The 13,109-nt window shown below is 38.6% G+C and carries 13 protein-coding genes and 1 riboswitch; of the genes, 8 read left to right on the forward strand and 5 right to left on the reverse strand.

Features of this window, described 5'->3' with window-relative positions:
* Window positions 1-92 precede the first annotated feature (92 nt).
* From BN985_RS04030 to BN985_RS04045, 4 genes are all read left to right on the forward strand, one after another.
* Entirely contained in the window at window positions 93-929 is an 837-nt protein-coding gene (locus BN985_RS04030) for an MBL fold metallo-hydrolase (protein ID WP_042221252.1), read from the forward strand.
* Window positions 930-1,525: 596 nt separating this feature from the next.
* Window positions 1,526-3,724 (forward strand): ribonucleoside-diphosphate reductase subunit alpha, encoded by a 2,199-nt coding sequence (locus tag BN985_RS04035; protein ID WP_042222903.1) that lies wholly within the window; start codon window positions 1,526-1,528, stop codon window positions 3,722-3,724.
* Window positions 3,721-4,155: a flavodoxin gene (locus tag BN985_RS04040; RefSeq protein WP_042221253.1), complete on the forward strand. Its 435-nt coding sequence runs from the start codon at window positions 3,721-3,723 to the stop codon at window positions 4,153-4,155. The genes BN985_RS04035 and BN985_RS04040 overlap by 4 nt, the downstream gene beginning before the upstream one ends.
* On the forward strand, window positions 4,136-5,179 hold the full coding sequence (locus BN985_RS04045; protein ID WP_042221254.1) for a ribonucleotide-diphosphate reductase subunit beta: 1,044 nt from the start codon (window positions 4,136-4,138) through the stop codon (window positions 5,177-5,179). The genes BN985_RS04040 and BN985_RS04045 overlap by 20 nt, the downstream gene beginning before the upstream one ends.
* A gap of 67 nt (window positions 5,180-5,246) precedes the next feature.
* On the opposite strand, the gene BN985_RS04050 is transcribed toward BN985_RS04045, so the two are convergent.
* The 3 genes from BN985_RS04050 to BN985_RS04060 all read right to left on the reverse strand — a co-directional run bounded on the left by BN985_RS04050 (window position 5,247) and on the right by BN985_RS04060 (window position 7,560).
* The gene (locus BN985_RS04050) at window positions 5,247-6,035 is read right to left on the reverse strand and encodes an MBL fold metallo-hydrolase (RefSeq protein WP_042221255.1); all 789 of its coding nucleotides are present in this window, start codon (window positions 6,033-6,035) and stop codon (window positions 5,247-5,249) included.
* Between the two features lie 41 nt (window positions 6,036-6,076).
* Complete coding sequence (locus tag BN985_RS04055) at window positions 6,077-6,931, reverse strand: metallophosphoesterase (protein ID WP_042221256.1); 855 nt, start codon at window positions 6,929-6,931, stop codon at window positions 6,077-6,079.
* Window positions 6,932-6,993: 62 nt separating this feature from the next.
* Window positions 6,994-7,560 carry an AAA family ATPase gene (locus tag BN985_RS04060; protein ID WP_042221257.1) on the reverse strand — a complete coding sequence of 189 codons (567 nt, stop codon included), beginning with the start codon at window positions 7,558-7,560 and terminating at the stop codon, window positions 6,994-6,996.
* A 344-nt stretch (window positions 7,561-7,904) separates the two neighbouring features.
* Window positions 7,905-8,003: riboswitch (guanidine-I (ykkC/yxkD leader) on the forward strand.
* Window positions 8,004-8,064: 61 nt separating this feature from the next.
* Here BN985_RS04060 and BN985_RS04065 point away from each other — a divergent pair.
* Together BN985_RS04065 and BN985_RS04070 are read left to right on the forward strand one after the other, a co-directional pair.
* Window positions 8,065-8,406 (forward strand): DMT family transporter, encoded by a 342-nt coding sequence (locus BN985_RS04065; protein ID WP_042221258.1) that lies wholly within the window; start codon window positions 8,065-8,067, stop codon window positions 8,404-8,406.
* The gene (locus tag BN985_RS04070) at window positions 8,406-8,720 is read left to right on the forward strand and encodes a DMT family transporter (RefSeq protein WP_042221259.1); all 315 of its coding nucleotides are present in this window, start codon (window positions 8,406-8,408) and stop codon (window positions 8,718-8,720) included. Before BN985_RS04065 ends, BN985_RS04070 begins: the two co-directional genes overlap by 1 nt.
* A gap of 59 nt (window positions 8,721-8,779) precedes the next feature.
* Here BN985_RS04070 and BN985_RS04075 read toward each other — a convergent pair whose 3' ends face one another.
* Window positions 8,780-10,057 carry a hypothetical protein gene (locus BN985_RS04075; protein ID WP_042221260.1) on the reverse strand — a complete coding sequence of 426 codons (1,278 nt, stop codon included), beginning with the start codon at window positions 10,055-10,057 and terminating at the stop codon, window positions 8,780-8,782.
* 124 nt (window positions 10,058-10,181) lie between these two features.
* Between BN985_RS04075 and BN985_RS04080 the strand changes: the two genes are divergently transcribed.
* Both BN985_RS04080 and BN985_RS04085 read left to right on the forward strand, forming a co-directional pair.
* The gene (locus BN985_RS04080) at window positions 10,182-11,234 is read left to right on the forward strand and encodes a MerR family transcriptional regulator (protein WP_042221261.1); all 1,053 of its coding nucleotides are present in this window, start codon (window positions 10,182-10,184) and stop codon (window positions 11,232-11,234) included.
* Window positions 11,224-11,718, forward strand: a complete 495-nt coding sequence (locus BN985_RS04085; RefSeq protein WP_042221263.1) for a GNAT family N-acetyltransferase — start codon at window positions 11,224-11,226, stop codon at window positions 11,716-11,718. The genes BN985_RS04080 and BN985_RS04085 overlap by 11 nt, the downstream gene beginning before the upstream one ends.
* 34 nt (window positions 11,719-11,752) lie before the next feature.
* Here BN985_RS04085 and BN985_RS04090 read toward each other — a convergent pair whose 3' ends face one another.
* Window positions 11,753-12,865 (reverse strand): N-acetylmuramoyl-L-alanine amidase, encoded by a 1,113-nt coding sequence (locus BN985_RS04090; RefSeq protein ID WP_042221265.1) that lies wholly within the window; start codon window positions 12,863-12,865, stop codon window positions 11,753-11,755.
* Between the last annotated feature and the right edge of the window lie 244 nt (window positions 12,866-13,109).

Consider the following 13,109-nt stretch of genomic DNA (forward strand, 5'->3'; position numbering starts at 1 on the left):
AATAATCCAAAAGCCCTATGAGACAAGACGTGTTTATCTGGGTGGAAGCAAAGGGAAGTGATAAACAACAGTAAATGAGGAGGAGAGGACATATGAACCACAAGAATGAAGGGAGAAAAATGCCCTTAACATCTGTCGGGAGTGGAAATGTACAATTAGTAGCTGAAAAGGTGCATTGTTATACAAACCAAATTGTTAATGTATGTTTTGTAGGTGATAAAGAGGAATGGGTGCTAGTTGATGCGGGCATGCCAGGTTCAGCTGCAAAAATAAAGGCGGAAGCAGAGCAGTTGTTTGGAGAAGGAGCAAAGCCAAAGGCAATCATCTTAACACATGGACACTTTGACCATGTAGGTTCTGTAGTAGAACTTGTAGAGGAGTGGGGTGTACCCGTTTATGCTCATCCGTTAGAAGTTCCATACCTAACAGGTGAAACGCGTTACAATGCTCCCGATCCAAGCGTGTCAGGTGGCATGGTGGCAAAGCTATCTGCATTTTTCCCGAATAGACCAGTAGATCTATCAGGCCACATCCACAATCTGCCACATGATGGGACGATACCGTTCATGCCTGGTTGGCAATGGATCCATACCCCTGGGCATACACCAGGACATATTTCTGCATTTCGTTTTACTGATAGAACGTTAATTGCGGGGGACGCCTTTACTACAGTAAAACAGGAAGATATGTTGGAGGTTGTGCAACAGAAAATGGAGATTCATGGACCCCCAAGGTATTTTACGCCTGATTGGGAGGCTGCTGAAGCGTCTGTGAAAAAATTAGTACAGTTGAGGCCTCTTCATGGTGTAACAGGTCACGGTGTACCTGTTTCGGGTGACAAGTTGCATGAAGGGTTAACCCATTTAGCTGATAACTTTAAGGAGATAGCCGTTCCGAATTCGGGGCGTTATGTAGAGGATGATAAATAAAAAATCAGGAAAATATGCCGAATGGATTCGAAGCATACAGAGCATTGATCTATTCGGCAAATTTGATAGAATTGTCTCTCCCAATTATCTAGTAAAATTTTGATGGTTAAAAAATATTTTGTAGAAAGATACTGGCTAAAAAATGGCTGAAAAACAAAGATTTCGGAAGGAAAAATAGATAAATTAATGGTTTTTATGAAGTTCATTCGTTGGTTTATTTGCTTGATTTCATTTAGTCATTATGATAGTCTTTAAATACAAGATATTGGTGATTGTAAAGAAAAAAACACTATATATAGTGTTTTTTATAGTTTATACTATGTTGGCAACATGATTAAAAACATCGATAACGGCGCTAAAAAGCATAATAGCGCACGTTCTACTTTACCATAAAACACCGAAGAGAAGATAGTTAAATTTTATTGAACACAATTTTTGCTTAACGTTTTGAATTTCCGTGTGTACTCTCGGTTAGAAACCGTTCATTTTTAGTCTGATGAGCGGTTTTATATTGAGAAAACTAGGGGAAGTAATTACATAGATTAAGAGGAGGATTCATTTTGAATACCGTAATTCTATCCAATGAAGAAAAAATAATGCAGCTAATTGACGAGGCAGCACAAGGTTTGAATCTGAATACAGAGGCTTATAAGACAAAAGCAGTAAAAGCGATTCATGCTGAGATGTCAGATGAAAAAGTAACGGATACACTTGTTAAAAATGCATTAGAAAATATTGATGAAGCAGCACCAGCATGGACATATCTAGCAAGTAGAATCTATCTGAATCGTCTTTACCGTCTTGCAGCAGAGAACCGTCATTACGCTCCAGAGAAAAAGTACGGTGATTTGTATGAACTGATCCAGACACTGACGAATGAAGGTGTTTATGCATCAAACTTACTAGATAAATACAGCAAGGCTGAAATTGATCAGTTTGCTAACATGATCGCCCCCGAAAGAGACTTGTTATTTAATTATCTAGGTCTGCACACTATTGCAACTCGTTACCTTGCAACAGATCATGAAAAGAATATATATGAGTTGCCTCAGGAACGTTGGATGGTTATTGCGATGTATCTTATGCAAGATGAGAAATCCTCCCAAAGAGAGCAACTTGTTACAGAAGCGTATTGGGCATTAAGTAACCTATATATGACAGTGGCAACACCAACGCTAACAAATGCAGGGAAAACACATGGTCAATTATCCAGCTGTTTTATTGATACAGTGGATGATAGTCTACAATCTATTTATGATAGTAATACAGATATTGCCAAGCTATCCAAAAATGGTGGCGGAATTGGTGTATATATGGGTAAAATCCGTGGCCGTGGCAGCTCAATCAAAGGCTATAAAGGCATGTCAAGCGGTGTCGTACCTTGGATTAAGCAATTAAATAATACAGCAGTGAATGTCGACCAGCTTGGTACTAGAAAAGGTGCGATCGCGATTTACCTTGACGTTTGGCATCATGACATTGAAGCATTCCTTGACCTCAAACTAAACAATGGGGATGACAGAATGCGCGCACATGATATCTTCACTGGTGTCTGCCTTCCAGACTATTTCATGGAGCAGGTAGAAAACAGAGGTGACTGGTATCTATTTGATCCACATGAAGTACGTGAAGTAATGGGATATTCCCTTGAAGATTTCTATGATGAAGAAAAAGGCGATGGTGAGTGGCGCAGGAAGTATGAAGAGTGTGTACAGTCAGAGCTTCTTACAAAGAAACAAGTGCCTGCTATTTCCATTATGAAACGCATCATGAAGTCACAATTAGAATCAGGTACACCATTCATGTTCTACCGTGACGAAGTAAACAGACAGAACAGTAACGAACATAATGGCATGATTTACTGTTCAAACCTATGTACTGAAATAACGCAGAATCAGTCACCAACTGAATTTCTGGAAGAATATGTGGAAAATGAAGATACGATTGTTAAGAAATATAAAGCGGGCGACTATGTAGTATGTAATCTAAGCTCTATTAACCTAGGGAAAGCTGTTCCTGATGGTGTATTAGATCGTTTAATTAAAATACAGGTTCGCATGCTTGATAATGTTATTGATATAAACACATTGCCAATCAAGCAAACACAAATGACAAACCAAAAATATCGCGCTATTGGGCTTGGGACCTTTGGTTGGCATCACCTCCTTGCATTAAAAAATATGCAGTGGGAAACAGAGGAAGCTGTCCAATTTGCAGATGAGCTTTATGAACAGGTTGCCTATCTAACGGTGAAAAACAGCATGGAATTAAGTAAGGAAAAAGGCAGCTACCCAGCGTTTGCCGGAAGTAACTGGGAAACAGGAAGCTATTTCACGAAAAAGGGATATACCGATGACAAATGGACTGCATTAAAGGACGAGGTAGCAGAAAACGGAATGCGTAATGGTTATTTGATGGCTGTTGCACCGAACTCTACTACAGCTATGATTGCAGGTTCAACAGCGAGTATTGATCCGATTTTCAAAGCCTTCTACAATGAAGAGAAGAAGGACTTTAAAATTCCTACAACGGCACCTGACTTAGATCATAATACGTACGATATCTATCGTCGTTCTGCATATATCGTAGACCAGCGCTGGTCTATTAAGCAAAATGCTGCAAGACAAAAACATATTGATCAAAGTATCTCATTTAACTTTTATGTGCCAAATACGATAAAAGCATCTGTTTTACTTGATCTTCATATGCGTGCTTGGAGCGAAGGATTGAAAACAACTTATTATGTCCGTTCTACATCCAACGATGTCGAAGAATGTGAGTGGTGTGAAAGTTGAATGCACTAATAGCGTATCTTTCTTATAGTAGTAATACAAAAGAGGTAGCCGAACTTATTGGAGAACAGCTGGAGGCTGAAGGCCTTCAGCTGGATATTCACCGAATTGGTATCGATTCGCCCATAGATGCGCAACAGTATGATTTCATTTTTCTTGGGACTTTTACATGGGACATGGGTTCCACCCCTGACGAAGTGAAGGACTTTGTGCTCGAAGTTGGCTACAAGCCTGAAAATGTAGCTGTCTTTGGTACAGGGGATACCCAGTTTGGGGGCGATGAGCTGTTCTGTAAAGCAGTAGATAAGCTCACAACATTTTATCACAGTAAATGGGCCGGGCTAAAAATTGAACAATCCCCCCGTGGCAGTCAAGAACAAAAAGTAAAGAACTGGGTGGAAGGAGTACTTAATTATGCAAGAAGCTATGCTTAAAAAGGCCAAAACATTAGAGCCGTTAAACCCAAATAAATCGACCGGTATTTTTGGTGGGAAATCAAGTGGTATTTTAAACTGGAATGACATTGCCTATCCACACTGGTACAAGATGTACAAACGATTGATCGGAAACTATTGGCAAGCAGACGAAGTAAATATGTCCAGTGATGTAAAACAGTTTGCTTCACTAGATAAGTCTGAGCAAGATGCCTACTTAAAAATCATTGGCCTCTTGTCAACATTGGATGCGCCACAAACACGGACAGCGTTATTGCTTTCTTTGTATGCGAGTGATGCTTCCGTACAATCGATTATGGCGGTTATTGCTCAACAGGAAGCAGTGCATAATGAAAGTTATTCTTACGTACTGTCCTCTGTCGTTTCATTGGATGACCAAAATGAAGCATTTCAGTTAGGGCGAAAAGATCCAATCCTTTTGAAACGAAACGAAAATCTTGTTAAGCAGTATAACGAATTTGTGGAAAACCCAACGATAGAGAATATCTTAAAGACGATTGTTTACACTTCATTACTTGAAGGGATGTTCTTCTATTCTGGCTTTGCCTTTTTCTACAATTTGGCAAGACATAATAAAATGGTTGGAACCTCCACGATGATTAGTTATATTAATCGGGATGAGCTAGAACATGGCAAGTTTATCGCGGAATTATTCCGGGCTTCATTGGATGAAAATCCTTCTCACAATACTCCAGAGTTCACGGAATGGGTATATGAGCAATTTAAAGAATCTGTTGACTTAGAAATCGAATGGTCCACTTATGTCCTAAAAGATGTAGAAGGAATCGATTTGGACGAGATGGCAGGCTATGTTAAATATCGTGCTAACAAAATGCTTCGGATGCTTGGATTAAGCGAGATATATCCAGATAATCTGGAAAATCCAATGAAGTGGATTCGCGCTTATGTGGATAACTTTGATGGTACAAAGACCGACTTCTTTGAGCAAAAATCAAGACAGTATACGAAGACAAGTGACCTTAATGGATTTGATGATTTGTAAAAAAGGGTGACCATTAACAACACGCTTGGGGTTTAATCTCCAAGCGTGTTGTTAGCTGAATTAGTTATTAAAATTTCACGCTAAAGCTCTTGAATCGATGTATTCCGGTTCCAAAGCTTACTAGTTTCTTTTCTTCAAGGTCTTCAACTGCATTTCTAACATCTTCTAATATACTTGTTTCTAACCCTAGTGTATTATGTCCACCATAAATCTTTGTCACATTCGGTATATTAGATATTCTTTTTAAAGATTCGACTAATATTATAGGATCTGTAGTTGGAAAAAAAGCATATATAGGAGTAGTGTCATAAAGTAAATCCCCTGTAAACAAATAGCCTGTACTTTCATCTAAAATTGAAATATGTCCTGGGGAATGTCCAGGAGTATGAAATATGGTCAATGTTCTATTTCCTATCTCTACTTTATCTCCATCTTCCAACAAACCAGTTGGTTTGCCGGTATAGGGCGTGTACGTCTCCGGATTAAAATCTCTAGGGGTAGGGATTGTTATATCACGACTAACATCTTTTCTAATTTGCTGGATGGGAAGGCCTTTAATACCATTTACAATCCAATCTTCCTCGTCTTTATGTACAAATATATCTTTAAATTCTCCGTGACTACCTATATGGTCCCAGTGTACGTGTGTTGTTAGTACAATAATTGGCAACTCTGTAAGCTGGTCCGTAATTCTCTTTATATTATCAATTCCAAGCCCAGTATCAATTAAGGCTGCTTTTTCCTCACCAATTAATAAATAAGAATGCACCTTTTCCCAGTGGCCATATTCACTTATGGCAAAAGTAGTGTTATCTATTTCACTAACTGTAAACCATGGATCTTTGAGTTGCTCCATTCATGATATCCTCCTTTATAAATCAACAGTGAGCCGACTTCTTATTCTGCATTTAATGTAACAACGACTATTTCAGGTCGATTAAATACCCTTAACGGGAAAAGACTGTTACCAAGTCCTCTATTTACAATCATGGTCGTGCTGCTTGATTCATGTTTCCCTGAAGTATATTTCGGAAATAAACCTTGGTGGGGAGCAATTACCCCGCCTATAAATGGAATCCTAAACTGTCCTCCGTGAGCGTGTCCGGAAAATACCAAATCAAATCCATATTCACTATAATGCGATAACAATTCAGGTCTATGTGCTAGTAAGACTTGAAATGTATCTTCATCGTCAACTTTCTCTAAGGAACGTTCAATATCATCTCTAGTTGTTACGATGTCAGACACGTATTCTTCATTCTTTGATGGATCATCCACTCCTATTAGTCTAATTTTCTCTGACCCTAGACTGATTTCCTGTGATGTATTTCGCATAACCTGTACACCCATTTTTACGAGCTTATCTTCTAATACTTCAAATTTACCAGATCGCCATTCATGATTTCCTGTTACATAATATACTGGAGCAATTTCAACTAACTTTTCCATTAACTTGAGACTAGGTTTCTCGTCATAACGCCTTGAATCTATTAAATCTCCTGTAAATACAATGACATCTGGCTCTGCATTTTTAATTTTTTTAACTAGGTAGCTTTGATCATCCCCAAAAGACTTGTTATGTAAATCAGATAGTTGCACAATTTTATATCCATCAAACACTTCTGGCAGGTTATCCGATTGTTTAGTATGTTCGCTGATTACAATAGAATTGTTTTGATAATAAAAGAATACGATTAACAAAACTATCCCAATTAACACGTATAACCACCACTTTCTCAATATCTTCTTCATTGTGTATCTCCTTTGTTTTTTATAAAGTCTTGAAAGCTTATAAATATTATTCTAAAAGAAGATTATAAGCCCTTAGATATTCGTACAATCCTTTTTATCACGGAATCTACTTCTTCGGTATGCTTTATTACAAGTAGGTAGTCTGCTTCCCCTTCTTTAGGGTCTACGATGTCTTCTAATTGGGATTCAGCTTGTTGCCTTAGAAGCACTTCCTTAAAATTACTAAAAGCCCCTCTAAATACATTTGTGCTCCGCTTGCTTCGGAGAACTCTTTCCATGAGAACATCATCTGGGATGTCAAAATGAACAAGAATACGAACAAATTGTTTTTTATTTAAGAGTCCGTCTAGTAAACTCAATCGACCCTTTTGACTTCGGTTTGAGTTACAAACAATAAGATGTAAATCTGTATTTTCTATAGCATAATTAACGATTAACTGAGTGAGACTGTGTTTAAGTATGTTTGGCCCTTGTTTTGGCTGCAATTTAGCATAAAAAGTATTTAAGAACTCTGCTTGAATGTCTTGGTCCATTACGAAAGAGTTATCCAATTCTTTTTCTAAGGCTCTAGCAAATGTAGTTTTGCCACTATGTGTTTTACCAACAGTCATGATAACTAATCTTTTCATTTGTTCCTCCTTCATACATACATACGGAGAGTATTAAAATCTTAATTAGAACTTTTATATACTATTTCAACTAAAACATCCTAGATTCCTTCTATATAGTACCAGTGGTCTACCAATTAGCTGGGAGAGGGTGGGGTGATATAAGTAGTAAAAGGGACTAATTTTTTATTCCGGAGCAACCGTCCGTAAGACTCCCATTTCAAAACATGTAGTGAAACAGTGATGTCGGAGTAAACGGACGCTAACACCCCGATTCGTTCAACTAACAATCAGTGGGGGAAGAATAATCTCCCCTGATTGAAGTTTCACTTTATGGGATATATAATAATGGGTAATAGCATATGAGATAAGTTTTCTAGGGTTCCGCAACGAAAAACGTTGGTCTGGTCCGAGAGAAAACTCACAGCTTTGCTGTGTCACGGAGGGATAAAAGCCTGGGAGAAACGATTTTACATTTCTCTCAGGCTTTTTCCTTTTTACAATGTTAAGGGAGGTATAATATATATGGATAAAAACTGGGTTAAAGTATTGGTCGCAGCGTTATTTGAAGTTTTATGGGTTATTGGATTAAAACATGCTGACGGCTTTTGGGAGTGGATTGGCACCATAATCGCTATTTATATTAGCTTCTATCTCATGATTATGGCTAGTAAACAACTTCCTGTGGGAACTGTCTATGCAGTTTTTGTGGGATTAGGAACTGTAGGTACGGTATTTGCGGATTTTGCCTTTTTCGGTGTACCACTTCAATTAGCAAAAGTCGTTTTGATAGTCATTTTATTAGCGGGCGTTATAGGACTGAAGCTGGTCACAGAGGACAACGTTAAAGAAGGAGTGGAATCATAATGGCTTGGGTCGCTTTAGTTGTCGCAGGCATATTTGAAATGCTAGGCGTTACCATGATTAACAAGTTGCACAAGGATCGTAATCTACAGGCCTTGATTCTGTTAATTATTAGCTTTGCTGCAAGTTTTGGTTTTCTGGCCTATGCAATGGGGTCACTTCCAATGGGGGTTTCCTATGCCATTTGGACAGGAATAGGTGCTTCCGGTGGTGCAATAATAGGAATGATTCTCTACGGTGAATCGAAGGATTGGAAACGGATAGTATTTATCACAATGATTCTAGGTGCGGTGATCGGATTAAAGCTCGTATCTTAATTAATTACTATAAGTCAAAAGACCAAATCAAAACGATTTGGTCTTTTGCTTATCTATCCTTATAATTCGTCTAGTAAGATTACGTCACCAGTAGCTGCATCTACTCCGTAAGAGCAATCAACTTTACCACAAAGCTGATATGTCTCGCGGTTAGGGTCATAAACGTAAACAGGAGTAATCTCAATATAGCTGTGTAGTTTTTCAAATGCTTCGTCTTTTGTTAACACAGGAGATTTCGCTTCTTCAAAATGGTCAAACATCTCTAGGATAAACTGATTATCTGTAAAATTGAGTGGCATGTATGTTACTGGATCAATAAACAGCTTTATCTTATGCTGAATCACTTTTTTGTCCTGTACTTTAGGTCGTAGTTCTGCAAGTAGATAACCACGTTCGCGGGACAATGCGTGTAGGTTCCATTTTCCACTTTCACCTGGATATTTTTGTTGCATGAACACCGTAACTGCTTCAAAACTTTGTTGTAAATCTTCTGATGTTAAAGGATGCTTGTTTTCGTCTGGCTTATTTGCTAAGGCGTCCTCTAAAGAAACTTCATGTGATAAGTCGATCTCTTTAGCTACGAACGTATTTTCCGTAGCCTCACTGTCCCATTCTATATTCCTGTCTAATACTTCATAGCTATCCCGCATTTCTGCTTTTTCAAATGGTATAATATGCTGCTTGTCATTTGTTAGAAATGTAGTGGTTGTGCCGTAAACCGCCAGCCAACGTTCCTCTTCTTCGACTGGGATTTCAAGTAATTGAAATTGATCAAGGATAATTGGATCTACAATAGTGGGAGTGAGTGCAAATGGCTCCCACTTAATCTGCTCCTCTTCTGGAAAGCTTCCATCAATGGAGTAGTGGGAAAGCATGCCTTCTTCATTAAACGTTACTTCGATGGAGCCGACAGGGAAAACGGGGATATTATCAGCTGCGGCAAGAAAACGAACTCCGTCATCGGCTTCCTCTGCTAATTGGAACTGCCTTCCGAACTCTAAGCCGGTTTTCTCTTCAACCCATTCGATAATTGTCTCACTACCGTCCGCTAACTTTGGAAAGACCTGCTCCTCCGCTAAATTGACTCCATTCACGAAAGTGAAGTGTCGCAGCTTCTTCGACTGAAGTTCCACATCTACTACAGCCGTACCAGGAGGATTCAGCCCTTCCTCTATTTCTCCTTCTACAACTCTAGGAAACCATTCCATAGAAAAAAGATAATTATTTTCTAAGCTACTATTGTCATCACGGAAAAGATGGTATCTTTCTAAGTAATAGTTTTCAAGGCCAAAATCTTTTTGGCAGGAGTCAGCAATCTTCTTTAATAATTCATTCATTTTAAATCCTCACTTTGCTAACAATTTTCTTAAGTATAACACGGTGCAAACAGGGTAAAAAGAAAATGCTTTACCTTTCCGTTACGTTAACGTTTATCATAATAGACGAAAGGTTGTGAGACTTGTGTATATAAACGAAGTAGCCAAAAAACTAGAGACGTCAACTCGAACAATACGGTATTATGAGGAAAAAGGACTTATTGATCCAACTAAGGAAGAAAGCAATCAATATCGATTCTTTGAAGAAGAAGATTTAGTAAGATTAAGTACAATTCTCTCATTACGTGAGGTCGGTCTTCCTGTTGAAGTGATTCGTAATCTTTTAAAAGAGCCGAATATGCGGATGGAAGACTATTTAAATGTGCAACGAGGCGTGCTTTATGAGCAATGGTTAGAGCTGAAAGACATGATCGAGACCCTTAATCTAATGACAGAACGCGCTGGAAAAGGGGATAACGTGACCGGCGACTTATTTGGATTGGCAAAACAATTGAAAACACTGAAATCAATGCGGAAAAATTGGCATGATAAATGGAACTTTGATAGTCAAGCCCATGACTATGATCAAAGTATTAAAATGCATGGGTATAAATTTAACGTCCATCAAGATTATGAAACAGCGTTAAATAAAGTAGTTGAGACTGTTCACCTAAATCCGGGTGATGTTTGCCTTGATATTGGAATTGGGACGGGAAACTTGGGTTCACAGTTTACAGGATCTGGGGCAAAGGTGATTGGTGTAGATCAATCTGAGGAGATGCTTGCTGTCTGTAAAGAGAAGCATCCGGGAATCGAAACGAGGAAGGGTCATTTTCTAGCTCTTCCAGTAATGAATATGCAGGTAGATGCAATTGTTTCCAGTTATGCCTTACACCATTTAACCGATGACGAAAAGCTGTTAGCATTGGAAGAAATGGACCGCGTTCTGAAAAAGAATGGAGAGATCTGTATTGCAGACTTAATGTTTTTGAATGAAGCCCATAGAAGGGAAGTCATACAGGGCTTTCGGGAACAAGGCAATGACGAAGCAATCGGCGCGATAGAAGATGAGTATTATGCAGATCGTTCGCGCTTAATCGATTGGTTGCAGAAACATGATTACACTGTGGAAACGCATCAGTTTAACTCTATTTTAAGTATGATCTATGCAAGGAAGCATGCTGAAAATGAAAAGTGAAGCAATGGAAAAAGTATCATTACAGTTTTATTCAGCTGAAAATAAGGCTCTGGTGCAATCGTATCATCTAACGAAACAGCAATTAGATTATACCGCGCATCCAATCGATGCCCTGAAAAAATGTGATGAAGATACAACCCGGTACCCTGTATTGATTTTAACAGGAACCAGTCCTGCGGGATTTTTCGTACTTCATGAAAAGGAAGGGGTACAGCCATATTCGAAAAATCCTAAAGCTATTCTATTACGTGCCTATTCTGTACAAAGTGCCTATCAGGGGGAAGGTATTGCTAAAAAATCGATTCAATTGCTCCCATCATTTATCGCAGAATCCTTTCCTCAAATAGAAGAAGTTATTTTGGCAGTAAATCATACTAATGAAGTTGCACAGCAATTATATAAAAAAGCAGGATTCCGAGATACGGGAAGACGAATTGATGGTAGATCAGGAGAACAATATATCTTTTCTAAGTATATAAACTAAGACAAGCTGCCCTTTAAGGGACAGCTTGTCTGTTTTAATCGAAATAATTCACTAGACCATCTGCTATAGCATGAGCTGCCTGTTCCTGATAGCCTGTTGTTTGTATAATTGAAAGGTCACTTGGATTTGTTAAATAACCTAACTCTAGCAATACAGCTGGTGCATTGTTTTTCCTTAAAACGCGAAATTCTTCTTGATATAACCCTCTATTAAAAAGGGGAAGCGTATTGGATAGACTATCTTGTACATCCTCTGCTAAAGCAAAATCCTTACTTTTCGAGGAATAATAAGCCCCTATACCGCTAACTGTCTGGATAGGAAAAGCATTATAATGAATACTGATGAAAGCATCCGTATTATATGCATTACTGATCTCGGCTCGCTGGTCAAGGGAAAGAAATCTGTCTGATGTCCTCGTTTCAACTACAGTTGCTCCTTTAGCACGTAAGACGTTAGCCACCTGTTCGGCCGTTTGACTGTTTAATGTCTTTTCTTTTATCCCTTCTAACCCGATGGCGCCAGGGTCTTTGCCACCATGTCCAGCATCTAGTACGATAGTATACCCTTTTAGGGGATTGCTAGTGGAAATCCCTTTCACTTTATCTGGAACTGTCGCTGTTACCTTATTATTTTGATCCTTAGAATTATTTGTGTTACTAGGTTTATTAGTTAACCAGGAGGCAATCCATCCAGCCGAACCATCGTGAAGTTTAATTTTATACCAACCATTATCTTTTGCTACAATGTTGTATGTATCACCTACGGTAGTAGATCCGATAACAGAATAGTTTGTGCCTGGGCCTGATCGGACATAAACACTCTGACCTGTCACCTTAAGTTCCTGATTTTCAGCTTTTGATATTTTGTTTGGCCGATCTTTCATAATTAGGTAATGCGCGGCGACCCATGCTTCCTTTCCAGCATAATAGGTTTGAATCCAGCCATGCTCCTCCTTAAAGGCGATGACCTGATCACCCCTTTGTAATTTGCCAATAACAGTACCTCCACTAGATGGCTCACTTCTTACATTTAAAACGATGTCCCCAACCTCATAGACAACACCACTTTCAGCTTTCCCGTATTCTGGTAGTGCGAATAAGGTTCCGAGTAAGACAAGAAGAATTATAAGTGCTTTACTGATTTTCATGATTTCCTCCTTCTATTAAACTAGTTTATATTATGTCATAGTTCTTTCCTAGATTGCTAGAAAATAAACGTGTACGAAATAAAACAAATCAGAAGGACTAGAAAATAGTAAAGAGTGAGAAAAAAGAAGGAAAAAGAAATCTTTTCCAGAATGTTTGTAGGAAAGAAGAAAGTTTAGGTGAAAAGTACAAGTGGAATTACAGTGGATTTCTAATGGAATTGTTTACTAGGGTGGAAGCAGTAGG

It is taken from the genome of Oceanobacillus manasiensis, from assembly GCF_000724085.1.
Classification (GTDB): domain Bacteria; phylum Bacillota; class Bacilli; order Bacillales; family Amphibacillaceae; genus Oceanobacillus_B; species Oceanobacillus_B manasiensis.

What these genes read in the sequence shown, in the direction of transcription:
- BN985_RS04030 (WP_042221252.1), top strand. Translation starts at nt 93, where the DNA reads ATGAACCACAAGAATGAAGGGAGAAAAATGCCCTTAACATCTGTCGGG.
- BN985_RS04035 (WP_042222903.1), top strand. Translation starts at nt 1,526, where the DNA reads ATGCAGCTAATTGACGAGGCAGCACAAGGTTTGAATCTGAATACAGAG.
- BN985_RS04045 (WP_042221254.1), top strand. Translation starts at nt 4,136, where the DNA reads ATGCAAGAAGCTATGCTTAAAAAGGCCAAAACATTAGAGCCGTTAAAC.
- BN985_RS04050 (WP_042221255.1), bottom strand. Translation starts at nt 6,035, where the DNA reads ATGGAGCAACTCAAAGATCCATGGTTTACAGTTAGTGAAATAGATAAC.
- BN985_RS04055 (WP_042221256.1), bottom strand. Translation starts at nt 6,931, where the DNA reads ATGAAGAAGATATTGAGAAAGTGGTGGTTATACGTGTTAATTGGGATA.
- BN985_RS04060 (WP_042221257.1), bottom strand. Translation starts at nt 7,560, where the DNA reads ATGAAAAGATTAGTTATCATGACTGTTGGTAAAACACATAGTGGCAAA.
- BN985_RS04065 (WP_042221258.1), top strand. Translation starts at nt 8,065, where the DNA reads ATGGATAAAAACTGGGTTAAAGTATTGGTCGCAGCGTTATTTGAAGTT.
- BN985_RS04070 (WP_042221259.1), top strand. Translation starts at nt 8,406, where the DNA reads ATGGCTTGGGTCGCTTTAGTTGTCGCAGGCATATTTGAAATGCTAGGC.
- BN985_RS04075 (WP_042221260.1), bottom strand. Translation starts at nt 10,057, where the DNA reads ATGAATGAATTATTAAAGAAGATTGCTGACTCCTGCCAAAAAGATTTT.
- BN985_RS04085 (WP_042221263.1), top strand. Translation starts at nt 11,224, where the DNA reads ATGAAAAGTGAAGCAATGGAAAAAGTATCATTACAGTTTTATTCAGCT.
- BN985_RS04090 (WP_042221265.1), bottom strand. Translation starts at nt 12,865, where the DNA reads ATGAAAATCAGTAAAGCACTTATAATTCTTCTTGTCTTACTCGGAACC.